Here is a 25,677-nt window from a genome sequence, read left to right as displayed (position 1 = left end):
GCTCGGCGCGCGGGTTCGCTATCCACAGCAGGGGGTCAACCATAGTCTTCGTCGACGGTGGTCAGTATCGTCGTAAGACACTCTGCACGAGTGATTGAGGATGAGGAGGGTCACCATGGCGTTGAATGTCACCGCGACCCAGCTGAATCAGGCGGTCATGTGGGCGGCCGGGCAGCGCAAGGTTGGTCGGATCCACCAGGTCTACGCGGACAACCTCACCCAGGAGCTGAGTTTCGTCTCGGTGATCATCGGCACTTTCGGTAGCCGGGAGACCTATGTGCCGCTGCACGAGGCGACCTGGGCTGAGCACGGGCTTTCGGTGCCTTATTCGAAGCAGACCATCAAGCAAGCACCCAGCGCCGATGCGGATCGGGCACTGGACGCCGAAGACGAGCAGCTCATTTACGACTACTACGCCGCCACGCACGAGGTGACGAGCGACGAAGCCAGCGAGACGACCACCGAAGAGAGCGACCCGCATTAGACGCGAGCCGCTCTCTTCGGTGGTCGTCGCTGACGACCGGGGTGGGTATCAGCCCAGGCGGGCCTTCAGGGCATCCAGTTCCTGAGTGATGGATGCGGGCAGCGAGTCACCGAAGCGGTCGAACCATTCCTGGATCAGCTTGACCTCGTCGGCCCACTCGTCGGCCTTGACGGCCAGCGCGTCCTCGAGGTTCTCCGGGTCGAGGTCGAGGCCGGTCAGGTCCAGAGATTCCGGAGTCGGCACGAAACCGATGGGGGTCTCCTCGGCGTCAGCCTTGCCTTCGAGACGCTCAACAACCCATTTCAATACGCGTGAGTTCTCGCCGAAGCCCGGCCAGGCGAAGCCGCCGTTGCGGTTACGACGGAACCAGTTGACCAGGTAGATGCGGGGCAGCTTCTCCGGGTCGACCTTGCCGGACACCGAGACCCAGTGGTTCAGGTAGTCGCCGGCGTCGTAGCCGATGAAGGGCAGCATCGCCATCGGATCGCGGCGCACCACGCCCACCGCACCGGTGGCGGCGGCGGTGGTCTCCGAGGACAGGGTGGCGCCCTTGAAGATACCGTCTTCCCAGGTGCGGGACTCGGTGACCAGCGGGATGGTGGTCTTGCGGCGGCCACCGAAGAGGATGGCATCCAGTTTGACCCCGTTGGGCTCACTGTACTCCGGTGCCAGCATGTCGGTCTGGTCGATCGGGGTGCAGAACCGCGAGTTAGGGTGAGCAGCGGTGGTGTCCGATTCGGGGGACCAGTCGTTGCCCTGCCAGTCGATGAGGTGCTCGGGGACCTCGTCGGTCATGCCTTCCCACCAGACGCCGCCGTCGTCGGTCAGTGCGACGTTGGTGAAGATGGAGTTGCCCTTGGTGATGGCGCGCATGGCGTTCGGGTTGGTCGACCACCCGGTGCCCGGTGCCACGCCGAAGTAACCGGCTTCGGGGTTGACCACGCGGAATTCGCCGTCGTGCCCGGGACGAATCCAGGTGATGTCATCGCCCAGCGTCTCGGCCTTCCAGCCGTCGATGGTGGGGTCGATCAGCGCCAGGTTGGTCTTGCCACAGGCCGACGGGAAGGCGCCGGAGATGGTGTAAGACTTACCCTCGGGGCTGGTCAGACGCAGGATCAGCATGTGCTCGGCCAGCCAGCCCTCATCGCGAGCCATCACCGAGGCGATGCGCAGCGCGTAGCACTTCTTGCCCAGCAGGGCGTTGCCGCCGTAGCCGGAACCGTAGGAGTAGATGGAGCGCTCCTCGGGGAAGTGCACGATCCACTTGGTCTCGTTGCACGGCCACGCGACGTCTTCCTGGCCTTCCTCCAGCGGGGCGCCGACCGAGTGCAGTGCGGGAACGAAGAACGCTTCCGTCTCCTCGATCTTCTTCAGCACCTCGGTACCGATGCGGGCCATGATGCGCATGGATGCCACGACGTAAGCGGAGTCGGTGATTTCCACGCCGAATTTGGGATCCTCGGCGTCGAGGTGGCCCATCACGAACGGGATCACGTACATGGTGCGGCCGCGCATGGAGCCACGGAACGCGTCATCCAGGATGCCGCGCATCTTGGAGGGCTCCATCCAGTTGTTGGTGAAACCAGCGTCGTGCTCGTTTTCGGAGCAAATGAACGTGCGATCCTCGACCCGGGCAACGTCGGCCGGATCGGAGAAAGCAGCATACGAATTGGGGAAGGTCTCCTGATTCAGCTTGACCAGGGTTCCTGCTTCGACCATCTCGGCGGTGAGTCGGTCATATTCTTCCTGTGAGCCATCCACCCAATACACCGAGTCTGGCTCGGTGAGCGTGGCCACCTCCTTGACCCAGTCGAGCAGCTTGGCGTAGGACGTGGGCGCACTCGCCTCGACCTGGTCAGCGATCGGCAACGAGGAGTTCTCAGCCATAGGGTTCCTTTAATGATTGCGGACACACGTGAACTCAGAGAAGTTCAGCGGCAGAGCAACGCATGCACGACATTGTGCACACCACCACGCGCCTCACTCCCCACGGACCGGCACAGCCAGCCCTTAGCGGTGATCCTACCAGGTGGCTCACCTGTGTTTCGTGACACTACTTTCCCGCACTCGCCCGCAAAATCGCGGGCTCGCATCCCGCCTGGGCACCGGTTGCTCAACTCGATTTTGCATTCGCGAACTGAGTGCGTATAGTTATTCGAGGTCGTTACGACTGATGCGCCCTTAGCTCAGCTGGATAGAGCGTCTGTCTACGGAACAGAAGGTCAGGGGTTCGAATCCCTTAGGGCGCACGATCAACCCGCTGGTGACAGCGGGTTTTGTCGTTTAACAGTCACCACCGACGTCCGCCGACCACGAGGCCTCCCCCGCGCCGGAGTCAACTGTCGTGGCGGGGCACGGTGAAGTGCGTCATCCGAGCATCGCGCCCATCAAGGGTCGCCCAGTCTCCAGGAATCTCGAAAACCTGCAGCCCCAGGGTCGGATAACGCTCGGCCATCTCCATGACGGCGGATTCCTCAGAATCGACCGAGGCGATCCGCATTCCGAGTTCCTGCACCCACGGCATATGCCCGATGACGAGCAGGGTGCGGGTCTGGTCTCCGGTTTCGTTGATCACCGACAGCGCCTCGCTGGGGCCGGCGTGATAGAGCCGCTCCTCCAGGTAGGGGGTGGGCGCCTTCTCCCCCAGCTCGGAGCACACCCAGGTGCAGGTCTGGCGGGTGCGCAGCGCATCGGAGCAGATGATGGCGTCGGGGATCAGCCCGGCCTCACGCAACCAGATGCCGGCGTGTGGGGCGTCGCGGTGACCCCGGGTGGCCAGCGGACGGTCGTGATCTTCGACGTCGCGCGGCCAGGCGGCCTTGGCATGCCGCAGGATGATGAGCCGTTTCAGGTCGTCGCGCGCGGTAGTCATGGTGCTACTGTACCGAGGCAGTAAGCTCTCTGCCTTGCTTCCATACGCGACGGCGACTGCCGGAGAACAGCACCCCGGAGAAGGGCTCATCCAGGGCGGCCGGGGCCGGTACGGGTAGACCCAGCGCCTCGGCGGGGGTGCCGCAGCTCGCCCGGGCCAGTGCAGGGGCGGGAACTCCCGCATCGAGCAAGCCTGCCACTTGGTCCCCCAGCGTTGCGGTGGCACCGGCCAGGGTGTCGGTTCCGGTGAGGGTTGCGCGGCCACCGCGCACGGTAACGTCGAGACTACCGAGACGGTACTCGCCGTCGCCGATGCCCGCAGCGGCCATGGCATCGGAAACCAGCATCACGGTGGAGCTGGGGTCCAGCGAGCCCAGCAACTCCCCCACCAGGTCCGGGTCGAGGTGGATGCCGTCTCCGATGACCTCCACCGCCGCCGCACCACGTCGTGCCGCGGCCAGGAACTCCAGCACCGGCCCGGGGCGCCGATGATGCAGCGCAGGCATCGCGTTGAAGAGATGGGTGACGGTCTGGCGAATGCCGCGCTCCGCGGTCCGGGCCAGCACCGTGCGAGCCTGGGTTCCGGTGGCCGCGGTATGACCCCACGACGGGCGGGCTCCGGACTCATGCAATGCTGCAGCAGCCTCCGCCGCGCCGTCGAGTTCGGGGGCCAGGGTCATCGAGCGCACCCAGCCGCCGCCGGCGTCGAGCATGGCCTCGAGGTCGGCCAGATCGACGGGCCGCAGGGCGGCAGGGTCCTGCGCGCCGCAGGCACCCGGGCTCAAGAAGGGCCCCTCGAGGTGAATGCCGGCGAGAATTCCCGCATCACAGGCCCGAGCGAGAGCGGCGATGGCGGGCAGCGGGTCTGGCAGTGAGACCAGAGATCCCACGAGGTTCAGGGTGCCCCTGATCCCATGAGCCTCGGCGGCCCGAGCGATCTCATGCAGCTCCGGGGCGTCCGAGAAGGAGACGCCGCCACCGCCGTGGCAGTGCACATCGACAAGTCCCGGGAACACGGCGGCATCCGTTCGGGACGATGATGCTGGGGCGCCGCTGGACTGGGTGACGGGTGGTTCGACGTCGACCACGGTGCCCAGGTCGTCCAGGACGAGCCCGCTACCAACGCACCGACCATGGGCATCGAGGATGGTGGCGGACAGCTGCTCAACCATAGGAGGTTCTCTCGTTCGCTGGGTTAGTCTGGGCCGGCCGGCGCCGGGTCAGCGCAGCAGCTGCAGGTGCGTCGGGGTGGGCGCGACCACGTGTGAGACGAAGTCGGGGTGCTTCTCGATCCAGCCCTTGACGTAGGGGCACACTGGGACGATGCGCGCACCCGCTGCGATGGTGGCTTCGAGAGCGCCGCGCACCAGCACGGAGGCCAGCCCCTGCCCGGCGTATTCCTCCTGCACTTTGGTGTGCGGGAAGATCCGCTCCACCGTTCCGTCGGCCGCTTCATGGTCGACGTAGATGGTGTAGCCGGCGCGGGCGTCGTCGACGATCACGGCGAAACGGTCGTCTTGGTCGATGACCTGTGGGGTTGCCTGGTCGTTCATGGTCTACCTTTCTCGAGGAATGGGGACTCAGCCGCGCGGCCGCATCCGGGTGTTGGGTGGTTCTGGCGCCGGCAACGGCGCCGGGCGGCCCGGTGGAAATTCGCCGAACTGGGGGAAACTGCGGCCATCGTCGTACTGCATGCCGATCAGCGCATCGAGGTCGGGCCCGGCGATGGCCGCACCGCGCGGGTGGCCCGCCGGAATGGGTGAGCCCTCAGCGGGGGCTTCAAAGCCCATCTCCTGCTGATAAGCCGCCCGAAAGGTGAGGATTTCTTCGTGGCTGCGGCCGATGAAATTCCACCACATCACGATCTGCTCGCCCAGCGGTTCCCCGCCAATGAGCACGGCCAAGGTGGGCTCGTCTCCGGCGGTGATCGTCAGGCGCGTGGCTCCGTCGTCGACGACGCCGAGGTGGTCCTTCTCCACGGTGACCCCGTTGAGCTGCAACGCAGCGGATACCGCCAGAACTCCGTGTTCATGTTCGGCCGGCACCTCGACAACGAGTTCGGCGCCGGGCTCCAGCCGAATCTCAGCGCCGGTCAGCGGGAGGTAGGTCGGCACCGGCGATGTGTAACCAAGCAGGGAGCCCAGGAACACTTTGGCTTCGAACCCATCCCCGCGAATCGGTGTGGGTCGGTGGTGCGCGAGCGAGGGGTCCGTAAACCGGTGGGCGTCGGGAAAGGCGTACCAGAGCTGCACCCCGTGGAGCACCGTGGTGTCATCCGTGGAGTGCTCCGAATGGGTGATGCCGCGGCCGGCGTTCATCAGGTTGACTTCCCCGGGACGTACGGTGGCCCAGTTTCCGGCCGAGTCGATGTGGTCCACCCGCCCCTCGAACAACCAGGAGACGGTGGCCAGCCCGGTGTGCGGGTGGCGTGCGACCTGCATGCCGCCGCTTTCGGCGACGTCGTCTGGTCCGAAGAAATCGAGGAAGCACCACGCTCCCACCAGGGACCGTGCTCGTTGTGGCAGAGTCCGGCGCACCGTCATGGCCCGGGGTCCGCCCAGCGGGACGTCCCGTGGTTCGAGCACCTCAACCACACTGTTGCCCGCGGCGTCGTCAGCGGACTCGCGGCGCACTCCCGGGGTCAGTCCCTCGGTGAACCGGGGGCCGTTCTCGCAGATCGTTTCTTCCGGATTCTTCTCAAGATTCGTCATCGTTTCCCCTCGATGTTTCCATTCTCCACATTCCGCGGCGAAACGGGCAGGCCTGCCCACCGCTCGCCGGTTAGGAGCGCAGCTTCACCGGGTGGTGGGAGAGGATCGAGATCCGGTTGGTGAGGTTCATCGTCATCGCCAACCATTGCACAGCCGAGTACTGGGCATCGGTGAGTACAGCGGCCGCCATGATCTGGGAGACGTGCAGGCTCTCCTGGTCGGGCAGCCGCGTCACAGCCTCGGCCAGATCCAGCGCAGCGCGTTCCTCCTCGGAGAAGAGTTGCTCGGCTTCGCGCCAGGCCGCTACCGTGCCCAGACGCTGCGAGGACACCCCGGCTTGTTCGGCGCGGGGCAGGTGCACATCGAGGCAGTAAGCGCAGCCGTTGATTTGGGAGACCCGAATGTTCACCAACTCGATGAGCTGGTCGTCGAGTCCTGCGGCACGGGCCGAGCCGGTCGCTGCGGTGGCCAACTGACCGACGGCTTTCCACGCGCCAGGATCTGACTTGTCGAGATAGAAGGACAGTGCGTCCACGAATTCCTCCAAGCGATGCGAATGCTACTGCTGGAGAAACCTCACGGGGCGCGGAGATATTCCGCGCCCCGTGAAGGATAAATCAGTCAGGTGAACTGATCAGATGCTGTATTCGGGAGCCGCCCAGACGACGACCTCCGGGTGCTCGTAGAACCGGTACCCCTGGCCGCGTACGGTGCGCACGGTGCCGGAAAGACGGCCAAGCTTGGCCCGCAGACGACGGATGTGCACGTCGATGGTGCGCTCGTTGGGGACCTCATCGGAGTTCTTCCACAGGGATTCCAGCAACTCGTCGCGGTTGACGGTGCGCCCGCCATTTTCGACGAGGTAGTTGAGCAGCTCGAATTCCTTGTAGGTGAGGTTCAGGGCTTCGCCATCGAGCAGCACTTCGCGGCGGGCCAGATCGATCAGCACGCCCGGCTGGCGGGTCGACACTGGAGCCGGCGGCTGGGCGAGATCCGGGCGGATGCTCTGCTGCATGGTCGGGTCGCCGAGTACCTGACGCACGACCTCGAGATCGTCACCAGGGGCACCGGCCGGGGCGATGGCCACGGCGGCGTGAGAATCGGCACCGGGAACCAGGGATTCCACATAGTGGCGCAGTTCGTTGGCCAGGCGGGTCAGCGAGGTGCCAGCTGCGGAGGCGGCTGCCTCGTCCATGCCCACGTAGATGACGAAGCCGCGGGCTTCGGTTTCCTGGGCCACGGCCTGCAGGTTCGACGCCCCGTTGGGAGCCAACATGGTGCTGGGCTCTTCGCCGGTGAAATGCTGTTCATCCGACTCCACATCGCTGACGGAGCGCAAAGTGCGCTGCGTCGCCACCGGAGTGGCGCCACCGTGGTTGCGATACATTCGCGCTCGTTCGGCTCGACGCTGAGCGTTGCGAACGGAGATGTGAACGTATCCCTGCGGTGAAGTTGTCATTGATCGATTCCTTTGATGAACAGGTACCTTCGGCTACGGAATGGTGCTGACCACAGGGTTGCCATGAGCAGCGGTATTACCTCACCGGCGGTGACGGACGCGCGGGAGCCTGTAGGTTCCCTGCAAAGCGCATCTCGGAATTTCTTTACTCAACAGTGGTCCGTCATAAACCGTCGTGGCAAGTAACATAAGCCCCAATGTCTCACTATGTGGAATACTTCGGTGCTTTTGTGACAAAACTCACTCGTAATATTCGGTACCATTCGTCTCACCTTGTGCGATGACCCGATACGTGCTTGAGCGGAACCTCGCGGAATTCACCAGCACCAGCTCCCATCGGGCCCGAATTATTCTGCGACGCCGTACAGGCGATCTCCAGCATCTCCCAGGCCAGGGTAGATATACGCTTTGTCCGTGAGCTTCTCGTCAATGGAAGCCAAGTAGAGGTCGACGTCGACGTCACCGTGGGATTCTTCGAGCCGAGCCAGACCTTCAGGTGCACCGAGCAGGCAGATGCAAGTCACCCGACGCGCATTGCGCTGGTACAAGAAGTTGATCGATTCGGCCAGGGTGCCGCCGGTGGCGAGCATCGGGTCCAGCACGAACACGTGGCGACCAGTCAGGTCGGCGGGCAGCCGCTCGGCGTAGGTCACGATGTCGAGGGTTTCCTCATTGCGCGCCATGCCCAGGAAGCCGACTTCAGCAGTGGGTGCCATGCGCACCATACCCTCGAGCATACCCAGACCCGCGCGCAGAATCGGGACCACTAGCGGGCGCGGACGCATCACACGTTTGCCCACCGTCTTGGTGACCGGCGTTTGGATTTCGACGTCCTCCAATTCCAGGTTCCGGGTGGCCTCGTAGGCCAACAGCATCACCAGTTCCTCGGTGAGCTGGCGGAAGATATTGGAGGGCGTTTCCTGGCGACGCAGCTCCGTCAATTTGTGGGCGATCAGTGGGTGCTCAACAACGTGTACCTGCATGGCCACGAGTCTACGGCAGGTCGCGCAAGTACAAGGCGCCCTATACTTCCAGTCATGAGCCTGCTCCCGGTCCCTGACGACACCGCCCTGCGCGGCTGGATGCAGGAGGCGATCGAACTCGCTGAGAACGCTGGTGACCGCGGGGATGTGCCCATCGGCGCGGTGGTCGTCGACGCCGCCGGAAACATCATCGGCACCGGCGCCAATGAGCGAGAACAGCACGGCGATCCCACCGCCCATGCCGAGGTGCTGGCACTGCGTCGCGCGGCTCACCATCGGGCACAACGGCACCCCAACCAGGAGCACAGTTGGCGTCTGGATGATTGCACCCTGATCGTCACGCTGGAGCCGTGTGCCATGTGCGCCGGGGCGATCGTGCTGGCTCGGATCCCCCGGCTGGTGTTCGGCGCCTGGGACGAGAAAGCTGGTGCCTGTGGATCCGTCTTCGATGTCGTGAGGGAGCCTCGACTGAATCATGAGGTTCAGGTGCATCCGGGCGTGCTGGAATCCGAGTGCGCTGCGCTGCTCACCGACTTCTTCGACGAGCGTCGCCGCAACTAATCGGTCGAATGTGTTCAACTCGGTTTTGCCCACTGGTGGCGAACCGGTAAGCTAACCAAGTCGAGTTTCACCACTCGAGATGGTGACGTGTCCGAGCGGCCGAAGGTGCAACACTCGAAATGTTGTGTACGGTAACCCCGTACCGTGGGTTCAAATCCCACCGTCACCGCCAGCTGACAAGACCCCTGTCTCCGCAGAATCATGCGGGAACAGGGGTCTTCGTCGTACGCTCGAGTCTACGGTTTTCCCCCAGAGCGGATCGAGCACTACCGCCACGACAAGGTGCTCCTGGGATGGATCGTGCCAGAGGGCGAGAATTTCGCCACGGTCGACCTCTTGAGGGTCGAAACGAGCCGGTTGATTGGTTCAGCGCTGAGCAGCGGCTCGAAGAGATCGGACTCGGCTATCTCACGGACCGCTTCGCCTTCCACGCGTCGCTTCATCAGCGGATCTCGGTGCACCTGCTCGAGGTGTCTCCCCGCGGGATCATTATCCAAGGAGGGCTCTCCGACAATCCGAAGGGTGAGAGCTGACCAACGCACGATCTTCCGTAGCCGGCGGCCGGCGATCTCATGCCGCTGGCCGAATTCACCGACCCCGACGACGGCGAGTAAACAGCGCGTCGATACTGAGGCGTCCGGGGCCGACGACGGCGATCACCAGGGCACCCACGGTGAGAGCGGCAACCAATTCCCAACCGCCCTGGTCCACGAACACGGTGTCAGTCCAGTGCGCGATGCCCCAGGCACCGGCCATCACCGCGGTAATAGCAATGCCGGCCAGCGGCGTCAACAGCCCGAGGATCAGCAGCGCTCCCCCGCCGAATTCCACGCCGGCGGCTATGGTGGCTGACATGTGCGGCGCGGGCACCCCCATCTGCTCGAAGGATTCTCCGGTACCAGCCAGGCCCCACTCGTCGAGCTTCTGCCAACCGTGGGCCATCATGATCAGCCCGAGGGCAATGCGGGCCGCTAGTAGCGCGATGTCGGCGACCAGCGGGGGTGTGCGGACGAGCTGGGCGTACGGGTTCTGAGTCTGAGCCATGCGAAGCTTCCTCTCTTTGGTCTGGACACGGGCAGACGGTAGCAACCGGACCCTGGGATTTTCCGGACCAACACCGGCCTCAGAGATTCTCAGGCAAACTCTGGTATTTCAGATCTCAAAGACGCAGAAAACTGGGCCACCCGAACGAACGGAGCTCGTTCGGGTGGCCCAGTGTGTTGCGATAAAGGTCACGCGCGTGACCTGAGATGTCTTGCCTCGAGTGGAGGTCAGGCAGATACCGCCGCGGCGTCGCGTTTGTTGGCGCGAATAATGAAGAACGCGGCAACCATGGCGACGACGGCGATCGCGCCCCAGATGCCCACCACCAGCCAGGCGGAACCGGCGATCACCAGCAGCGGAACGAACGTCACCGCAGCGATCTCGACGGGGGTGACCGGAATGTAGGCCACGCCGAACTCTTCCATCGTCCCGGATTCCAGCTTGGGGTCGGTAATGCGCAGCAGCGCCACGCCGGTGGACACTGCACCGGTGGCCCAACCCCAGGTGAACAGTTGCTTCTCGAACCAGCCATCCCGCATCAGCCGCGGTGCGACCACCAGGCCCAGCACCAGGCACAGGGCCAGGCCGAAGCCGAAGAGGATCAGCAGCTCGACCCAGTAACCGGCAACGATGGCCGGAGCGATGGAGGCGATACCGCAGACGATGAGGATGTCGGTGGCGGAACCGGCCACGGAGTTCAGCGATCCGCGGTCGAGGTAGGTAGAGACCTTGGTGCGGGTCATCACCGAGCGCACGATCAAACCGATCACGAACGCTACGGAGAACACGGGGATCGTCAGGTCTTCCCACTGCGAGGTGACCAGCAAGGTCACGCCGTAGGCACCGGCGGCAATAGCAGAAACGACACCGACCTGGAATGCCAGTGACTCCACGGAGGCACCGGAGAAAGTATGCTGGCCGATGGCCGGGCGTTCCTCCACTTTGCGGATCAGGCCGGTGCGCATGTCTTCGGGCAGAGACTTCATGCCACGGAAAGCCTTGGCGTGGCCGCGGGAGGCGCCGATCTTGGCCTGAATGATGCCGCCGACGACGCCGACGATCAGGCCGACGGTTGCGGCAGTGTAGGCCAGCGAGGCCATCTCGGGGTCGCCCGCCTGCTGGGTGAAGACGTCACCAATAGCAGCGGCGGAACCAAAACCACCCGCCCAGCCGGCGAAGAGCAACACGCCGATGCTGTCGGGAGCGTCAAAGAGCGGGCCGATGAGCATCAGCACCAGTGCCATACCCAGAGCGACCTGCAACGAGTACATCAGCACACCGTAGGCGGAGAAGGATGCGACGTTGCGTCCGATTTTGAAGATATTGAAGTCATCGGTCAGCGCAATGCAAGCGAACACCACGGCAATCAGCACAGAGCCATAAGTGCCCATGTACTCCGAGAAGGGGATCAAGCCCAGCCCGTTAGGACCGAAGGCCAGACCCAGAATGCCGGCCATCACCGAGGCGGGAATCATCATGGTCTGTAGCCACGGGATCACGGCCCGAAGCCAGGTTCCGATAGCCAGCAGGACGCCGATCAGACCAGCATCGATCAGCAGCACCCAAGGGGTGAATTCCACAGTCGTCTCCTTCGACGTCGACTACGTTGGTGTCACGCGTTGCGCGGTGGTGATGCGCATTCGACGCGCGGTGGTGGTGAGCGTGCCAGCACGGGTGCGCCAGCGTCGTCCCTGTAGGACAGAGGAAGTCTAGACTAGTATCCATGGCCGTTACCATCCTCGCCGTCGGACGCAAGCATGAATCCTGGGTGCAGGAGGGTATTGAACGGTATGAGAAACGGCTGAAAAAGCCCTACACCGTGACCTGGCAGTTGCTGCCACATTCGGCCCGCCAGCACGATCACGCCCGGGCAGAAGAGTCGGAACGGATCCTAGCGAAGATCTCTCCCACGGATCAGCTGATCCTATTGGACGAGCGCGGCACGAACCTGACCTCGGAGCGGCTGGCCGAGCACGTGCAGTCTCGGTTCGATACCGGTCAGCATGTAGTGCTGGTGATCGGCGGCGCCTACGGCGTGGATGACCGGGTGCATCAGCGCGCAAATCTGGTGTGGTCGCTGTCGAAGTTGGTGTTCCCACATCAGTTGGTGCGCCTGGTGTTGGCGGAGCAGCTGTATCGTGCCCAGGAGATTTCCGGGGGGCGCCCTTATCACCACGTCTGAGTGTGGCGAACTGTCTCTGAGTGAATGAGGCGTACGGCCCCGGGCACGACCTGCACCTGTAGCTCATGGTTCCCCGCATCCTCGGTGGCGGATGGGGTGCCGAGCGGGGGTGCGTGGACGGCTTCTCCGTCCGCGTACACCGGAACACCCGCGGGGATGTGGATGCGCAGTCGGGTGGCTTGATGGGCACTCAGCGGCCGCAAGAGCCGATGCGCACCCAGGTAGACGAGCGGGAACAACAGGGTCACCCCGGTGCGGGAGACTCGTCCCACCGTGGAGACATTCAGTACCCCGTCGTCGTGCTTCGCCTGCGTGTTCAGCGGAATCCCGCCGCCAATATAACCTCCGTTGTGCACGCAGATGAGTGCGACGTCGAGGTCATGGGCGACCTCGTCGAGCTGCAGTCGCATGCGTCGGGTGTGGAACCTGGGTAGGGATTGGACCAATCCCACCAGATAGCGCAGCGATCCGGGGATGTGCCGCAGCGTTTCGGCACGTTGGTTGACTTCTGCGTCGAAACCGATGTTCAGCGAGTTGGCCACCCACCATTCGCGTGTCACGCCGGGGGCGCGCAGGATGACATGCAGCGCATCGACGGCAACGGTGGTCAGCTCGGGTGCACGCAGGGCGGTGAGGAGGTGCTGCAGTGCCGCCGGTGAAGAGAGGGGCAGGCGTGCGGCGCGAACGAAGTCGTTGCCCGTTCCTGCCGGGATCACGCCTAATGGCACTTCGGTCTGCGCCACCAGGTTCACTCCGGCAGCCACCATGCCGTCGCCGCCACGCACCAGCACCGCGTCCACGCCCTCGGCAAGTTCGCGGCGCGCCTGAGCCATCTGCACCGCGTGGTCGTCAGGGTCCGGGACGATGATCTCCGCGTCAATCCCGGCGTCATCACTGAACTGTTGAGGGGTCACCCCACCCAACGCGCCGCGTCCCGCATGGGGGTTCAGCAGCACCAGAATGCGGCGTCGTCGTGGCATGGACTCCACGCTACTATGCGGGTCGGTGCGCCACCTGGTCGACAAAGCCGGCGATCCGCAGCACCGCCGTCTCGATGACCTTCGCGGCGTGGGCGTACATGTCGTCGGATCCAAGATACGGATCGACGACGTCGTAGTCGTCACGGTGGTCCAGTGGCGGCACTACCCCGCGCATCGATCCCACCAGTGCGACCACTCGGGCCATGACGGAGCCTTCCTGCCCGCTCCCCGGTGGTGCTAATTCTTCCGTCATCTTGTCTTCGGTCATGGTGCTGACGATATGGGCGAATTCGAGCAACGTGAAGCAATACCGGCTGGCGGGTGGATGTAGTTCCACCACAGTGCGCCGGTGCTGGCGATCTAGTGCTAGCACCAGGTCGGCGTCCTGAATCTGCGCGGCAGTGAGTTGAACTCCGCGGTGTTCTTTCGCGCCGTGGCCACCCAGCAGTAACGACCAGTGTCGCGCCTGTCCGGGCATAGCGCAGCCCACCATGGCGTGGGTGCCCGCACTGGTCACGGTGATGTCGTGGTGGGCGAGGTGAGTGGTGAGGAGATGCTCCGCGATGGGCGAGCGGCAGATGTTGCCGGTGCAGACGGTCAGGATCCGATGCGCCATCGGGAGTCCTGAGCACCCATCGTCGACGCCGGGGTTTCGATCTCCGTGGCGTGCACCGTGGGACCGAAATCGACCGCCGATTCCGCCGTGTCGCGGTCCAGGTGATCAGGTGATGCCCCGGTGCGCGCCCGCTCGTAGCGGTAGTGCGGATAGAGTGCCCGGTCGGCGCCCTTCGCCGGCATCTTGGTGGCCACCACGCCAAGCAGTCGACTGTCGATGGTGTGCAGCGTATCCAGGGCGGCGGAGAATTGCGGGCGCTTGGTGCTCTCCGGGGTCACCACCAGCACCGTCCCGGTGGCGAACTTCGACATCACGGCGGCGTCGGTGACCGGCAGCAGCGGCGGGGAATCGATGAGCACGTAGTCGACTCTCGAGCCCAGCCGGCCCAGCAGCGCTTCCATGGCGGCGGAGCCCAGCAACTCACTGGGGTTCGGAGGAATCGCGCCCGAGGGCAGGATCTCCAGCTTCCGGCGGCCCCAGTGCTGCAGCACCTCGGAGAGGTCCGCACGGCCAATGAGCACATCGGTGAGCCCCACTCCGCCTTCAATTCCCATCACGTCGGCCACGGTGGGATTGCGCAGATCGGCATCCACCAGCACCACGCTTGCGCCGTTGTCGGCGAGCGCGATCGCCAGGTTGGTCACGGTGTTGGTTTTGCCTTCGCTGGGCATCGCACTGGTCACCACGACGACGCGCTGACTGCCTGCCGCACCGATGAACTGCAGATTCGTGCGTAGGCTGCGGAACGACTCTGCGCGCGGGCTCATCGCGTCCGAGTGCACGATCAGCGGGCGGGTGGCGACCTCGGGGTCCACGGGAATGCGTCCCAGGATCGGGGCGTCCGTGAGCTGCTCGATGTCGCGGATCGAGCGGATGCGGGTGTCCAGCACGGAGCGCAGCAGGGCGATGCCGACGCCGACAGCCAATCCCAACAGCAGTCCCACGGCGATATTGATGGGGATGTTCGGGCTGACGGGAGCCTCGGGCACCGGTGCCGGCTGGATCATTCGCACCTGGATAGGGCTGACACCGTTCGCGTCGGCCACCTCGATCTCGTTCTCCACCACCCGGGAGAAGACCTCGCCGGTGGTATTGGCCAGCGCCGAGGCCTCGCCCGGATTCTCATCGCTAGCGGTGATCGAGATCAGTACCGTGTTTTCCGGGGAGGCGACCGACAGCGAATCGCGCAGAGAGGTGCTGGTGGTATCCAGGTCGAGTTCATCGATGACGTTGTCGAGCACGATTGCGCTCGTCGCCAGGTCGATGTAGCTGTTGACCGACTGCTGAGCGAAGGTCGCACCCTGCACCAGGTCGCTGGCGGTGTCGGCCTCATCATGACGGACGGACACGTACAGTTGCGACGTCGCCTCATATCGAGGTGTGACGAGCATCGAGAACGCCCCCGCCGCGAGGACTCCGGCCAGGGTCATGGTCACAACCAGCCACCAGCTCTGGAGCAGAATTCGCATGTATTCGCGCAATTCCATGAGCAGATTCCTTTCGGGCCGAGGTCGTCACCCCACGCTTCACACCTGCCTACACACTACACGCATCAACTGAATCCTGGGTATTTCTTTCAACATCCCCGCGACAAAGCATAACGAACGAATGCAGCCGACTCATAGAAGAGCTGCCGCACCCACACCGCACTCTCCATGTCACGACCGTCGTCCACCATGACCAATTCCCCCGAAAAGCAGCGCTGGAAATACATCTCGGCCCGACTCAGGTGCGGAACCATAGTGATGACCATGACCGAGCCCCAGTCATGCTGTTCGGCCAGGCGCGCCCAGGAACGCGCCTCCCCGCGCGTGGTGAGCGGATCGGGGGTCACGCAGGTGACGGTGAAGCCGTGCTCGCGTCTACAGAACTCACCCCAGTGCGCCTCGCTCGACACCGTCATGACCAGGTGATCACTGTGGCCGGCTTCGATCAGGTCGACGGCGCGGTCTAGTCGCTCCGGTGACACCACGCCCAGCGCGTAGACAGCATCCACCGGCGCCGGTTCGTCCGGTGAGGCAAGCAGGATATAGCGGGCACCGAGGACCACCCAGGTCGTCACGAGGAGAAGACTCGCGACCGCCGCGACACGTCGGGGGCGGCGTTGGACTGTTCGCGGTTCTTGTTCCACACACACCCCACAGAGTAGTATCAGGTTCAACTATTAAAGCATGGGACGAGGAGCACCTCTGTGGGGCAACGTGATGCTGAGCTGCACGGCCCGCGCTCGCTCGCCATCGGCGCATCGACGCTGATGCCGCGCGCTCTGGTGGCCGTGCTGTGCCTCAGCGCTTTTGGCCCGTACCTGGTGGGGCCGCTGCGCGTCGAGCAGATCGTGGTCTACGGGCTAGCCGCCGTCGTTGTGCCTTTCGCGTTCCCCTTCTTCCGTGCCATCGTGTTGCGCCTGGTGGCGCCCTGGGCGCTGTTTGTGCTGATCTCCTTGGTGGCGGTGATCTCACCGGTGACCGCCTCGCTGCCCTGGGATCGAGGCTCACTGATGGCCAGCGCGGACAATCTGCTACTCCCCGTGGCCATCCTGCTGACCTTGGCCTGCTTGGTCCGCCCGTCGACGGCGACGACCGCGCTGAACACCGCCGGGGCCGTCATCGTGTGGGGTGCGGCGGTGAACGCTGTCCTCTCCATCATCCAATCCATGACGCCGGCGCTGAATCCGCTACTGCGATACTTCTGGTCGAGCAGCCCGGAGAGTCTCTCCACCGCAGAACATGCGGCCACCATGGGACGGTATTCCGGGATCTTCAATCAGCCAGCCGAGGCCGGCCTGGTGTACTCCTTGGCCCTGTTCCTGGCCATCTACTTGTACCGCAAGCGCACCACCGTGCTGCTGTTCGTGATACTGGTGCTGTGCATCGGCGGTGCGTTCACGGTGTCCAAAGTGTTCGTACTGGCGGGGCTACCCCTGGGGGTCTATTACCTCTGGCGTTCGGTGGCCCCGAGCCGAAAGATCTGGCTGCTGTTGATCGTCCCGGTGACGGCGGCGCTGCTCACCTCCTCCGGGTTCTTCCAGAACTGGGACGGCTTCGACTATCTCATCCGGCTGCTCACTCCCCCGGCCGATCAAAGCCTGCTCGAGTTCTACACGGCCGGACGATGGAACGAGGATTCGGCCATCATGATGGTGATGTCGGCGGTGCTCTCAGCCAGTCCCTGGGTCGGGGTGGGATTGGCCGGACTCGCGGTGCCCTATGACAGCGCCTGGACCGAAGCGATCATCGTGGCAGGGCTGCTCGGCGTGGTCTGTGTGGCCGCCACTTACTTGGCGATACTGTGGATCGCCCGTCACACCCAGGACCCGCAGCGACGGCGGCTGGCGTTCATGGTGGCCATCATGCTGATCGGCGCGTCCTTCGGCATTCCGTCGTTGACGGTGAACCGGTCCACGACCCTGATCTGGGTGGTGGTGACGCTGCTGATCCTGGCCGTGGGTGCGGAGCGTAGCGAGGACTCCGATTATGCGGGCACGTTGGCTGGCAGGCCCGGATCCCCCTGGCAACTCACCGTCGACCGGCGTCGGCGGACCCCTCTTCCCGAGGCTGGGTCGACCGTGCCTGCGCCTGATCCTGTTTCCGGTAGCCCCAGTAGGACAGCCAGGTCCCCAGGCTGACGATGATCGAGACCACCAGGATCGCGATGATCGCCCCCTGAGCCCCCATGCTCCAGGCCAGGGCGGGAACCACGGTGAGACGGGCAACGGCGCCGATCACGCTGATCCGCATCAGCTCGCGGGCCCGCCCATCGACCCGGTGGACGGCGTGCACGGCCGACATGGTGGCCACCACGATGACGTCGAGCCCGGCCCAGATCAACAGCGGCTGCACGGCGTCCCAGGAGCGCCCCAGAATGAGTTCACCGAAGAAGACACTCAGCACCAGCATCGCCCCCACCAGGAGCAGGGCCAGTCCGGTGGGCACGGCGAACCAGTAGAGCATGTGCTTGGCGCGGTCTTCCTCTTTGCCGTCGGCGATCTGCCGGATGGCCAGGGTGGAGACGCTGGTGCTGATCAGGTTGATGGGCCCAAACACGGTGGAGGCCCCGCGGATGGCGCCCAGTACCGCCGTGTGGGTGACCGCGGCCAGAATAAACGTCATCACGTGCACGGAGCCGTTGCCGATCAACACCTGGACACCGAAGTGGGTGCCGGTGGCCACTCCCTGCTCCGAGGCCGGCCACCGGGGGATGAACCGCAACCGCACCTGGTACGCCAGCATCACCGCGCTCAGCCACAGCCCTGCCGCCCAACACAGCACAACCCACACCACGGGCACGTTCCCGACAATGGCGGCCGCACTGCCCGCGCACACCAGGGTGAGTTGGACGACGTCGGCCGTGAGACCTTTGCGGATCTGTCCGTCACTGACCGCCCACAACCGGAGGTAGTTGTAGCAGACGTAACCCGGGACCACCGGACTCATCGCCAGCACGATCGGAGCACTCATCACCCATCCGGCGCCAGCCACCAGCACCGCAACACTCAGGGAGACCAACAGCGCCCGGGAGAACGCCTGCTGGCGGATCGTGGCGTTGGAGGCGTGCAGCAGCGCCCGGTTGACCCCGATTTCGCGGGCGAACAGATCGATGAACGCCATAGCCGCGAAGCACACGCTGAAGACGCCGAGCAGGGCCGGGCCCCCTTGGCGTCCGATCACGATGGTCAGCAGCATCGCCACGATACTGCTGGCGGCGTTGCTGGCGATCAGGCCCGCGAATCGGATCATGGCCTCACCCGCGGACCGGCTCGCCCGTTGCGGCCATCAGGTCGAAGAAATGAGGCTGGGCCGCCGTCTCGTCCCACCAGTGGCGGTAAGCGGATTGGGCGCCGCGGCGCACCGCACGCCGTTGCTCGGCCGACAGCGCCAGATATCGGTTCAGGGCGGTCGTCCAGGCGTCGACGTCGCGCTCCACCACGTATCCGGCACCGTGGTCGCGGATCCGCTCCGTCCAGGGCGTCTCGGGAGTGATCATCACGGGGCAGGCCGCGGCCAGGGCCTCGGCCACCACATGCCCGAAGCTCTCGCCCCGGGTGGGAAGCAGTAACAGGTCGACCCCGTTGAGCGCCGTCGCCACCTCATCGTGGTGCAGCACCGAGGCGAACCGCAGGTCCACAGAAAACTGGAGCGCCACTTCCCGGCAGCGGCGGGCATAGTCGGCGGACTCTTCCGGACCGTAGACCACCAGCGGCACCCGGTGCCCGGTTCGGCCCAGCGCCTCGATGGCCAGGTGCAGGCCCTTGTGCTCCATCACGCGTCCGAGGAACGCCAGGTGAGGTTCCTCGCCAGCGCCGTCGGGGACCGATGCGGGGTGCTGAGGCAGCAGGGTCGCGTCTTCCTGGACGATGACGACGGCGTCGTCCCCGATCACCCGGCGGATGTCTTGCTCCTCATGCACCGATGCCGCCTGCCACGACACCCGGTGGTGGGTGCCCAGCAACTTGTTGACCCGCATCAACACCTTCTTGCGCAGCGCATGCCGCCCCAGCGCGCCGACGGCGAATTCTCCACGCGGGGCGACCACCACCTCCGCCCGGCCAAAGTATCCGGTGCGGGCGAGCATCAGCACGGCCTGGGTGAAGGTCGGCGACCAATAGGAGTTGCAGTAGATGTAGTCGGGGCGCGAGGCGCGCAGCTGCCGCCACATCTGGACGACCCCACCGGCGCGGTGCGTGGAGGCGTAGTAGACCTGGGCCCGCCCGTAAGGAACCCATGAATCGACCGTGCCCACCAGGTCCTCGTCACCGTTGAGGTCCCGGCTGGAGGTGATCACCCGCGTCCGGTACCGCTCGGGCGCTGAGGACACGATGGCGTCCAAGGAACGGATGGGGCCGCCAGCCTGCACCGCGGGAGGAAAGTGCGGGCTCATCACGCAGATCGTGGTCACGGGTGCCTCCGGTCTCGTCGTCGGGCCGGTCAGCGCCGGATGCCCTTGCGCAGGCGGTGGGTGCCCACCTTGGAGCGGATGAAGTTGACGACGCGACGGGAGGAATCCGCGATCTGATATTCCGCCGGAATGGTCGCTGGACCCTCCTCCCGGTGCTGGGTGATGGTCATCTGCACGGCGTCGACTACGTCGTTCGCCTCGAGCCCTGTCGCAATGATGGCCCCGGTTTCCAGCGCCTCCGGTCGTTCGATGGCGTCGCGCAGGGTGACCGCCGGGAACCCCAGAATCGAGGATTCCTCGGAGATGGTCCCGGAATCGGAGATCACGCAGCGGGCGTTCAACTGCAGCTTGTTGTAGTCGTGGAACCCCAGCGGCGGGTGCATGCGTAGCCGGTCGTCGACGTCGAGACCGAAGGCTTCGATGCGTTTCTTGGTGCGCGGGTGCGTGGAGACCAAACAGGGTACCCCCTCGGCTGTGGCCACCGCTTGGAGGGCCGCGAGCGCGGCGGTGAGCCGGTCCTCCCTATCCACGTTCTCCTCCCGGTGCAGGCTCGCCAGCAAGTACTCCCCCTCGGTGAGCTCGAGATGTTCGAGGACGTCAGAGGCCTCGATCTGATCGCGATAGGTGGTGAGGATTTCCAGCATGGGTGAACCCATCACCATCACGTCTTCGGCTCGCACGCCCTCGGCGATCAGGTTCCGCCGCGAATGCTCGGTGTAGACAAGGTTGTAGTCGCTGACGTGGTCCACCAGGTGGCGGTTGATCTCCTCGGGTACGTTCGGATCGAAGGAGCGGTTGCCGGCTTCGAGGTGGAACACCGGGACCTTGAGCCGTCGGCCGATCACCGCGGCGATGCAGCTGTTGGTGTCCCCCAGCACCACCATCGCGTCGGGGCGCTCCTGGTGGATCACTGCCTCGGTGCCCTTGATGACGTCGCCGAGCATCGCCCCCAGCGAGGAGGTATCGGCGTCGAGAAAATGGTCCGGCTGCCGCAAGCCCAGGTCGTCGAGGAACACCTGACTGAGCTGGTGATCGTAGTTTTGGCCAGTGTGGACCAGCACGTGATCCGTGAATTTTTCCAGACGCCGAATCACACACGCCAGCCGGATGATTTCTGGTCGAGTGCCGACGACGGTCATGATTTTCATTCGCTGCTGCATATTAGACCGTCTCCGGGATCGTGTCGGGGGCGTGGGCGTCGAACAGGTCATTGGTCCAGAACGAGGTGTACAGATCATCCTGACCGGTGTTGGTGATGCGGTGCGCCCACCCGGTGGGCATGTCCACCGAGACGGGCTCATCTCCGGTCACCTCGACGTCGTAAACCTCATCGGTGAAGAGTTGTCGTAATGAGATGGTGGCCGATCCGGCGAGCACCGTGAAGCGTTCGACCTTGCGCCGGTGGTAGTGGTCGCCGCGGGAGATGCCCGGGTGGGTGATGGAGAAGGAGGACTGGCCGGTGCCGCCGTGGTTGCGGATGATCTCGAAGAATGAGCCGCGGGCGTCGGCGTGCCGGGTCAGCTTCACAGGGGTATGGTCCGGGAAGGTGAAGGAACGATACGTGTTGAACAGGTCACGGTCGAAGGGGTCGGCGATGTCGGGGATCTCGCCACGACGGTACGTCTCGGCCTGGTGCTGCAGCCGACCCAACAGCCCGGTCACCGATTCCACCACTTCCAGCTCGGGCTGTTGCTCGGGCTCGACGGTGCCGATCAGCAGATCGGCGGCGTTCTGGGCGTGCAACAGAGTCAGTTCCTTGTCACCGTTCACCACCGGCTGTCCCCCGTGGGCCAGCTGGTGGCAGAACGTGGCGGTAACGGAGTTGTAGTTGGGGCGTCCGTGTTCACCGAAGAGATTCGGCAGCCGCACGTCCTGGAAACCGCCGCCCACCTTGTCGGCGGCCGCGGTCAGCAGCTCAGCAGCTCGGGCTTTGGAATCGCCGTACGCTCCCGTCGTTCCGGCATGAATCGAATTCGCGTAGACGATCACCGACGGCGGGTTTTCGCAGCGGGTCAGCGCCTGGGCGAGGTGCTCTGCGAAGCCGATATTGCCCTGGCAGATCTCCTCGTCGCTGGCGCGGTTGACCCCGGCCAGGTGGATGACCCGTTCCGCGCCGTCCAGCGCGGCCACCGCGGCGTCCAAATCAGCATCTGCTCCCACGACGATGCGCTGGGGCTCGACGTCGCGCTCCCGCAGGGCGACCCTGGTGTGCCAGCCCAAAAATCCGTGGCTGCCGGTGAGCGCGACCTTAAGCATCGGACAACCGCTGGGACACATCGATGCCGGCGTCGGTCAGTTCGCGGCGAATCTCGGGCAGAGTGAGGAGCAGGTCTTCGACCGCCTCGACGTCGAGACGTTCCACGGTGTGTGAGTCATAATCCACGAAGGTCTCCCGGTGCAGATCGCCTTCTTCGACGTAGAGCTCGTAGTTAAGCTCCCGGTTGTCGGCGGGAACCCGGAAGTACTCGCCCATGTCCTGTGCGCGCGAGAGCTCCTCGCGTGTAGCCAGTGTCTCCGAGACCTTCTCCGCATGTCGAGTGCCGATCAGGCTGACTGTGGAGGAGGACTCAAAAAGGTTGATCATCGCCTGGGCGAGATCGCCGATGGTGCAGGCCACCGCTTTCCGGATGAACAGGTCTCCCTGGGACGCTTTTTGGAAGGCGAATTCCACGAGGTCCACCGAGTGGTCCAGCGACATCATGAACCGGGTCATGTTCGGGTTGGTGACCGTGAGGTCCTTGCCCGCACGTAGCTGGCTGACGAAGAGCGGGATGACGGAGCCTCGGGAGTACATCACGTTGCCGTAGCGCACGCAGGAAACGATGGTGGCGGTGGTCGGGTTGTTCAGGCCGTGGGACTGCGCCACCTTCTCCATGAGCGCTTTCGATTCACCCATGGCGTTGACCGGGTAGACGGCTTTGTCGGTGCTCAGGCAGACCACCGATCGGGCACCGTTGTCGGCGGAGGCGCGCACCACGTTGTCGCTACCGAACACATTGGTACGCACGGCTTCCAGCGGGAAGAACTCACACGAGGGTACCTGTTTGAGCGCGGCCGCGTGGAACACGAAGTCGATGTCGCGGGTGGCCCGGTCGACGCTGTCGTAGTCGCGCACATCGCCCAGGTAGAAACGCAGGCGGTCGTCACCGAGTGCATGACGCATCTCGTCTTGCTTGGCCTCATCCCGGCTCAACACCCGAATTTCGGCCACGTTGCGCTCCAGCAGCTTCTTCGTCACGGTGCGACCAAAGGAGCCGGTGCCACCGGTAATGAGGATCTTCCGTCCCGCATAGGAGTAGTTCATGATGTGGCCTTTCGCGCCGATACCTGGAGGAGGATGTTTTCGATGTTGGAGACGGCGGCCTCGCGGGAGAACTGGTCCCGGTAGGCTGTCTGGGCTCGTGCGGCCATGGATTTCCGCTCGCTGAGGTTGAGTTCGTGTGCACGACGGAAGGCGGCACTGAGTGCGGCCACATTTTCAGCGTCGGCGGTGAACCCGACCCCGAATTCTTCGACGATCCCGCGCAGGTCGCCCTGCACGGTGGTGATCACGGGCACCCCGCTGGCCATGGAACTCTGGAATTTCGACGGGATGGTCCCGTGGAATATCGGGAGGTCTTTGAGCGTGACGAGCGAAAAATCTGCCGCGGCGTAAACCTCTGGCATCTGCTCACGGGGCACCCCTGGATGGAAGGTCACGTTGGTGATGCCGCGTTCGCGCACCAACCGTTGCAGTGCTTCCACGGCCACCCCGTCACCGACCAGGTGCAGTCGGAAATCGTCGTGTTGTAACGTCTGGGCGGCCAGCACCGCGGTGGGCAGATCCTGCAGGTCACCAATATTTCCGGCGTAGACCACCTCGGTGGCGGCCCGGTCCGCCGAACGCCGGGCCGCGGCCATTGCCTCCTCGCGCGCGGCCGCGATGTCTTCGTCGCCCCAGTTGAACACGTAAGTAGTCCGCTCCGGTGCCGACCCGCGTTCGATGAGCGCATCCACCATGCTGGGGGCGATGCCCACGACGGCGGAAGCATGTCGGTACACGCTTTTCAGCCAGGGCTCCATCAGCGCCGTCAGCTTCCGCACCGTGCCACTGGATTCACCGATGGTGGAGCCGGTGATGGAATCCGGCCAGAGGTCCTGAACGTGGAGCAGGTAGGGTGTTCCTCCCAGCAGCCGCCAGAGCCAGGGCCCGAACCCGGCGGTCATTTGGGTGGCATACACGTAGACGACGTCGGCGCCGGCGGCGAACCGTCGGGCGGTGGCCGAGCTGGCCCCGAAGCTGAGGTAGTTGGCGATCCTCCGCGCTGGATTCTGCGAGTGATCCGGGTAGAGCGGTACGCGCAGCACGTCGATGCCCTGCACGTTCTCGCGCTGACGCCACGACAGCCGGTACTCATCGAAGAGCCGGCCGTGCGGGTAGTTCGGGAACCCGGTGAGGACCCGCACCTCGTGCCCGGCCTCGATCAGCCCGTGGGCCAGTCCCAGGGGGATGCCGGCGTCTTCCGGGGCGAAGTATTGCGTGACAATCAAAACGTGCATGACCGCTCCTCTGGCGCGGGTCTGCCCGCGGACTGTGTCTGTTTCATCGGCGCCCAGTCAAGACCGCAGACGAGTGATGGGTGGCCTGGGATGTCGACTCGGCGGGGCCGACGATACGCGCGTGCACGTCGTCTTCGTTCCAGTAGTTACCCTGGAGGAAGTCGTCGATCCCCCATTTCCGCCGCACCAGGCTCAGCGAATCTCCCTGCCGCGCATAGACAGCCGGCAGGTACTCGATGAAGAGCGGTTGGAAACACATGGTGTAGGCGCCGACTTTGCCGAACACCAGCCGGTCTTCCGGTTCCAGCTCGGCCCGGTTGTGCAGCTTGGTGATGCGGTCATCTTCCATACAGGTGAAGCCGCTGATGATCTGTTCCGGGTGCGTCTGGTTGGAGGCGGATTCCAGGCGCACATCGAGCACCCGCTGGCGTCGGAAAAGCGGGTCAATGTTGGTGCGGCTGGCATCGGTGACCACGATGGTGCGACCATCGATCTCTTTGACGTCGACCACGCTGGCGTGAAATTCGACCGGCACCGCAATGAGGGATCCTCCCGGCTCGACGATGAGCTGGGTGGCCTCGGTGTCGACGACGTCGTCGAGGGTTGCCCGGATGGCGGCGATGTAGTCGTCGAAGGACGGGGAGGCGTCGTCGCCGCCGAAGAAGCCGCCGCCGATGTCGATCCAGTCGAGGCTCAGCTCGTGTTCTTCCACCAATTCCGCGGCCACAGTGGCGGCGGCCCGATAGACGTCGAGGCTCTGGGTGCGGGAGGTGCGGTGCAGGTGCAGCCCGGCGATGACGACCCCGACCTCGCGAAGCCGGCTGATCACTTCATCAAGGTCACCGTTGGCCGTGTTGAAACCGAATCGGCTGCCGTCGTCTCCGTCACCATGTTCGTCCTGGCAACGCGCAGCCAAATCCCAATTGACCCGCAGGCCCACGCGGATCTCCAGCTCGGGGTGGTCCTGAGCCAGTTCCACGGACCAGTCGACTTCCCGCTGGGCATCGAGGTTCACGATCGAGCCGTCACCGAGGGCTTGCCGCAACAGCTCGCGGCTCTTGAGTGGACCGTTGTACACGATCTCGTCTTCGGCGTAACCCAGTTTCTGGGCCAACTCGTATTCGGTGTCGGAGACGACTTCGGCCCAAACACCGTGCTGGCGCATGCGGGTGATCAGCCAGGGCAGGGAGTTCGTTTTCATCGAATACGACAGGATGGAATTGGGCCAGTGAGCTCTTAGGGCCCGTTGGAACCGGTCGACGAATCGATCGAGGATGTCCACATCGATCACGAAGAAGGGGGTGGGCGGTGCTGGACCCGAGGTGGGTTCTAAGGCTTCCATAACAACGTCT

Annotated in this window: 26 protein-coding genes and 2 tRNA genes; 7 read left to right on the top strand and 21 right to left on the bottom strand. The window is 64.5% G+C overall.

The annotated features are described in order from the left end of the window. Positions 1-115 precede the first annotated feature (115 nt). Complete coding sequence (locus P8192_RS03395) at positions 116-484, top strand: hypothetical protein (RefSeq protein ID WP_278158517.1); 369 nt, start codon at positions 116-118, stop codon at positions 482-484. Positions 485-532: 48 nt separating this feature from the next. Here P8192_RS03395 and P8192_RS03390 read toward each other — a convergent pair whose 3' ends face one another. Then, a complete protein-coding gene (locus P8192_RS03390; RefSeq protein ID WP_270106120.1) occupies positions 533-2,371 on the bottom strand; it encodes a phosphoenolpyruvate carboxykinase (GTP) in 1,839 nt (612 codons plus the stop codon). 288 nt (positions 2,372-2,659) lie between these two features. Here P8192_RS03390 and P8192_RS03385 point away from each other — a divergent pair. Next, positions 2,660-2,733: transfer RNA gene (locus P8192_RS03385), tRNA-Arg, on the top strand. Positions 2,734-2,819: 86 nt separating this feature from the next. Here the strand turns inward: P8192_RS03385 and P8192_RS03380 are convergent. The 7 genes from P8192_RS03380 to upp form a co-directional block, all read right to left on the bottom strand. Continuing rightward, positions 2,820-3,356 (bottom strand): SixA phosphatase family protein, encoded by a 537-nt coding sequence (locus P8192_RS03380; protein ID WP_270106122.1) that lies wholly within the window; start codon positions 3,354-3,356, stop codon positions 2,820-2,822. Between the two features lie 4 nt (positions 3,357-3,360). Beyond that, positions 3,361-4,527, bottom strand: a complete 1,167-nt coding sequence (locus tag P8192_RS03375; protein WP_278158514.1) for an N-acetylglucosamine-6-phosphate deacetylase — start codon at positions 4,525-4,527, stop codon at positions 3,361-3,363. Positions 4,528-4,575: 48 nt separating this feature from the next. Further along, positions 4,576-4,908, bottom strand: a complete 333-nt coding sequence (locus tag P8192_RS03370; protein ID WP_278158512.1) for a GNAT family N-acetyltransferase — start codon at positions 4,906-4,908, stop codon at positions 4,576-4,578. A gap of 27 nt (positions 4,909-4,935) precedes the next feature. Continuing rightward, on the bottom strand, positions 4,936-6,066 hold the full coding sequence (locus P8192_RS03365; RefSeq protein ID WP_278158510.1) for a pirin family protein: 1,131 nt from the start codon (positions 6,064-6,066) through the stop codon (positions 4,936-4,938). Between the two features lie 70 nt (positions 6,067-6,136). Continuing rightward, positions 6,137-6,601 carry a carboxymuconolactone decarboxylase family protein gene (locus P8192_RS03360; protein WP_278158508.1) on the bottom strand — a complete coding sequence of 155 codons (465 nt, stop codon included), beginning with the start codon at positions 6,599-6,601 and terminating at the stop codon, positions 6,137-6,139. Between the two features lie 99 nt (positions 6,602-6,700). Further along, positions 6,701-7,525 (bottom strand): winged helix-turn-helix domain-containing protein, encoded by an 825-nt coding sequence (locus P8192_RS03355; protein ID WP_270106127.1) that lies wholly within the window; start codon positions 7,523-7,525, stop codon positions 6,701-6,703. A gap of 347 nt (positions 7,526-7,872) precedes the next feature. Beyond that, on the bottom strand, positions 7,873-8,508 hold the full coding sequence (gene upp, locus P8192_RS03350) for a uracil phosphoribosyltransferase (protein WP_270106128.1): 636 nt from the start codon (positions 8,506-8,508) through the stop codon (positions 7,873-7,875). A 54-nt stretch (positions 8,509-8,562) separates the two neighbouring features. On the opposite strand from upp, the gene tadA reads away from it, so the two are divergent. From tadA to P8192_RS03335, 3 genes are all read left to right on the top strand, one after another. Continuing rightward, entirely contained in the window at positions 8,563-9,069 is a 507-nt protein-coding gene (gene tadA / locus P8192_RS03345) for a tRNA adenosine(34) deaminase TadA (protein WP_431521133.1), read from the top strand. 81 nt (positions 9,070-9,150) lie between these two features. Further along, a tRNA-Ser gene (locus tag P8192_RS03340) sits at positions 9,151-9,241 on the top strand. Positions 9,242-9,362: 121 nt separating this feature from the next. Then, positions 9,363-9,602 (top strand): hypothetical protein, encoded by a 240-nt coding sequence (locus P8192_RS03335; protein ID WP_278158505.1) that lies wholly within the window; start codon positions 9,363-9,365, stop codon positions 9,600-9,602. 55 nt (positions 9,603-9,657) lie between these two features. Here P8192_RS03335 and P8192_RS03330 read toward each other — a convergent pair whose 3' ends face one another. Together P8192_RS03330 and P8192_RS03325 are read right to left on the bottom strand one after the other, a co-directional pair. Further along, a complete protein-coding gene (locus P8192_RS03330) occupies positions 9,658-10,113 on the bottom strand; it encodes a DoxX family protein (protein WP_278158503.1) in 456 nt (151 codons plus the stop codon). A 227-nt stretch (positions 10,114-10,340) separates the two neighbouring features. Continuing rightward, positions 10,341-11,693 (bottom strand): sodium/glutamate symporter, encoded by a 1,353-nt coding sequence (locus tag P8192_RS03325; protein ID WP_278158501.1) that lies wholly within the window; start codon positions 11,691-11,693, stop codon positions 10,341-10,343. A 143-nt stretch (positions 11,694-11,836) separates the two neighbouring features. On the opposite strand from P8192_RS03325, the gene rlmH reads away from it, so the two are divergent. Beyond that, the gene (rlmH, locus tag P8192_RS03320; protein WP_278158499.1) at positions 11,837-12,295 is read left to right on the top strand and encodes a 23S rRNA (pseudouridine(1915)-N(3))-methyltransferase RlmH; all 459 of its coding nucleotides are present in this window, start codon (positions 11,837-11,839) and stop codon (positions 12,293-12,295) included. Here the strand turns inward: rlmH and P8192_RS03315 are convergent. The 4 genes from P8192_RS03315 to P8192_RS03300 all read right to left on the bottom strand — a co-directional run bounded on the left by P8192_RS03315 (position 12,283) and on the right by P8192_RS03300 (position 15,953). Next, positions 12,283-13,275 carry a diacylglycerol/lipid kinase family protein gene (locus P8192_RS03315; RefSeq protein WP_278158497.1) on the bottom strand — a complete coding sequence of 331 codons (993 nt, stop codon included), beginning with the start codon at positions 13,273-13,275 and terminating at the stop codon, positions 12,283-12,285. The two genes, rlmH and P8192_RS03315, sit on opposite strands and share 13 nt — an antisense overlap. A gap of 13 nt (positions 13,276-13,288) precedes the next feature. After that, positions 13,289-13,891: a low molecular weight phosphatase family protein gene (locus P8192_RS03310; protein WP_278158495.1), complete on the bottom strand. Its 603-nt coding sequence runs from the start codon at positions 13,889-13,891 to the stop codon at positions 13,289-13,291. Further along, the gene (locus P8192_RS03305; protein ID WP_278158493.1) at positions 13,873-15,378 is read right to left on the bottom strand and encodes a polysaccharide biosynthesis tyrosine autokinase; all 1,506 of its coding nucleotides are present in this window, start codon (positions 15,376-15,378) and stop codon (positions 13,873-13,875) included. Before P8192_RS03305 ends, P8192_RS03310 begins: the two co-directional genes overlap by 19 nt. A gap of 89 nt (positions 15,379-15,467) precedes the next feature. Beyond that, on the bottom strand, positions 15,468-15,953 hold the full coding sequence (locus P8192_RS03300) for an ElyC/SanA/YdcF family protein (protein WP_278158490.1): 486 nt from the start codon (positions 15,951-15,953) through the stop codon (positions 15,468-15,470). 129 nt (positions 15,954-16,082) lie between these two features. On the opposite strand from P8192_RS03300, the gene P8192_RS03295 reads away from it, so the two are divergent. Then, positions 16,083-17,516, top strand: coding sequence for a hypothetical protein (locus P8192_RS03295; protein ID WP_278158488.1), 1,434 nt, complete (start codon positions 16,083-16,085; stop codon positions 17,514-17,516). Here the strand turns inward: P8192_RS03295 and P8192_RS03290 are convergent. From P8192_RS03290 to P8192_RS03260, 7 genes are read right to left on the bottom strand one after another with little or no spacing between them, the layout of a single operon-like run. Beyond that, positions 17,407-18,627, bottom strand: a complete 1,221-nt coding sequence (locus P8192_RS03290; RefSeq protein WP_278158486.1) for a hypothetical protein — start codon at positions 18,625-18,627, stop codon at positions 17,407-17,409. The genes P8192_RS03295 and P8192_RS03290 overlap by 110 nt on opposite strands. Before the next feature lie 4 nt (positions 18,628-18,631). Further along, on the bottom strand, positions 18,632-19,768 hold the full coding sequence (locus tag P8192_RS03285; RefSeq protein ID WP_278158485.1) for a glycosyltransferase: 1,137 nt from the start codon (positions 19,766-19,768) through the stop codon (positions 18,632-18,634). Positions 19,769-19,815: 47 nt separating this feature from the next. Further along, complete coding sequence (wecB, locus tag P8192_RS03280) at positions 19,816-20,934, bottom strand: non-hydrolyzing UDP-N-acetylglucosamine 2-epimerase (RefSeq protein WP_278158483.1); 1,119 nt, start codon at positions 20,932-20,934, stop codon at positions 19,816-19,818. 13 nt (positions 20,935-20,947) lie between these two features. Continuing rightward, on the bottom strand, positions 20,948-22,042 hold the full coding sequence (locus tag P8192_RS03275; RefSeq protein WP_278158481.1) for an NAD-dependent epimerase/dehydratase family protein: 1,095 nt from the start codon (positions 22,040-22,042) through the stop codon (positions 20,948-20,950). Beyond that, the gene (locus P8192_RS03270; protein WP_278158479.1) at positions 22,035-23,090 is read right to left on the bottom strand and encodes a polysaccharide biosynthesis protein; all 1,056 of its coding nucleotides are present in this window, start codon (positions 23,088-23,090) and stop codon (positions 22,035-22,037) included. Before P8192_RS03270 ends, P8192_RS03275 begins: the two co-directional genes overlap by 8 nt. Next, a complete protein-coding gene (locus tag P8192_RS03265) occupies positions 23,087-24,325 on the bottom strand; it encodes a glycosyltransferase family 4 protein (protein WP_278158477.1) in 1,239 nt (412 codons plus the stop codon). Before P8192_RS03265 ends, P8192_RS03270 begins: the two co-directional genes overlap by 4 nt. 43 nt (positions 24,326-24,368) lie before the next feature. Next, positions 24,369-25,667, bottom strand: a complete 1,299-nt coding sequence (locus P8192_RS03260) for a hypothetical protein (protein WP_278158475.1) — start codon at positions 25,665-25,667, stop codon at positions 24,369-24,371. Positions 25,668-25,677: the final 10 nt, after the last annotated feature.

Origin of the sequence: Citricoccus muralis (genome assembly GCF_029637705.1) — a bacterium.
Classification (GTDB): domain Bacteria; phylum Actinomycetota; class Actinomycetes; order Actinomycetales; family Micrococcaceae; genus CmP2.
This window is presented reverse-complemented; position numbering and strand designations above follow the sequence as displayed.

Coding starts and splice junctions, on each gene's coding strand:
- P8192_RS03395 (WP_278158517.1), top strand. CDS start 116: ATGGCGTTGAATGTCACCGCGACCCAGCTGAATCAGGCGGTCATGTGG.
- P8192_RS03390 (WP_270106120.1), bottom strand. CDS start 2,371: ATGGCTGAGAACTCCTCGTTGCCGATCGCTGACCAGGTCGAGGCGAGT.
- P8192_RS03380 (WP_270106122.1), bottom strand. CDS start 3,356: ATGACTACCGCGCGCGACGACCTGAAACGGCTCATCATCCTGCGGCAT.
- P8192_RS03375 (WP_278158514.1), bottom strand. CDS start 4,527: ATGGTTGAGCAGCTGTCCGCCACCATCCTCGATGCCCATGGTCGGTGC.
- P8192_RS03370 (WP_278158512.1), bottom strand. CDS start 4,908: ATGAACGACCAGGCAACCCCACAGGTCATCGACCAAGACGACCGTTTC.
- P8192_RS03365 (WP_278158510.1), bottom strand. CDS start 6,066: ATGACGAATCTTGAGAAGAATCCGGAAGAAACGATCTGCGAGAACGGC.
- P8192_RS03355 (WP_270106127.1), bottom strand. CDS start 7,525: ATGACAACTTCACCGCAGGGATACGTTCACATCTCCGTTCGCAACGCT.
- upp (WP_270106128.1), bottom strand. CDS start 8,508: ATGCAGGTACACGTTGTTGAGCACCCACTGATCGCCCACAAATTGACG.
- tadA (WP_431521133.1), top strand. CDS start 8,563: ATGAGCCTGCTCCCGGTCCCTGACGACACCGCCCTGCGCGGCTGGATG.
- P8192_RS03335 (WP_278158505.1), top strand. CDS start 9,363: ATGGATCGTGCCAGAGGGCGAGAATTTCGCCACGGTCGACCTCTTGAG.
- P8192_RS03330 (WP_278158503.1), bottom strand. CDS start 10,113: ATGGCTCAGACTCAGAACCCGTACGCCCAGCTCGTCCGCACACCCCCG.
- rlmH (WP_278158499.1), top strand. CDS start 11,837: ATGGCCGTTACCATCCTCGCCGTCGGACGCAAGCATGAATCCTGGGTG.
- P8192_RS03315 (WP_278158497.1), bottom strand. CDS start 13,275: ATGCCACGACGACGCCGCATTCTGGTGCTGCTGAACCCCCATGCGGGA.
- P8192_RS03310 (WP_278158495.1), bottom strand. CDS start 13,891: ATGGCGCATCGGATCCTGACCGTCTGCACCGGCAACATCTGCCGCTCG.
- P8192_RS03305 (WP_278158493.1), bottom strand. CDS start 15,378: ATGGAATTGCGCGAATACATGCGAATTCTGCTCCAGAGCTGGTGGCTG.
- P8192_RS03290 (WP_278158486.1), bottom strand. CDS start 18,627: ATGATCCGATTCGCGGGCCTGATCGCCAGCAACGCCGCCAGCAGTATC.
- P8192_RS03285 (WP_278158485.1), bottom strand. CDS start 19,768: ATGAGCCCGCACTTTCCTCCCGCGGTGCAGGCTGGCGGCCCCATCCGT.
- wecB (WP_278158483.1), bottom strand. CDS start 20,934: ATGAAAATCATGACCGTCGTCGGCACTCGACCAGAAATCATCCGGCTG.
- P8192_RS03275 (WP_278158481.1), bottom strand. CDS start 22,042: ATGCTTAAGGTCGCGCTCACCGGCAGCCACGGATTTTTGGGCTGGCAC.
- P8192_RS03270 (WP_278158479.1), bottom strand. CDS start 23,090: ATGAACTACTCCTATGCGGGACGGAAGATCCTCATTACCGGTGGCACC.
- P8192_RS03265 (WP_278158477.1), bottom strand. CDS start 24,325: ATGCACGTTTTGATTGTCACGCAATACTTCGCCCCGGAAGACGCCGGC.
- P8192_RS03260 (WP_278158475.1), bottom strand. CDS start 25,667: ATGGAAGCCTTAGAACCCACCTCGGGTCCAGCACCGCCCACCCCCTTC.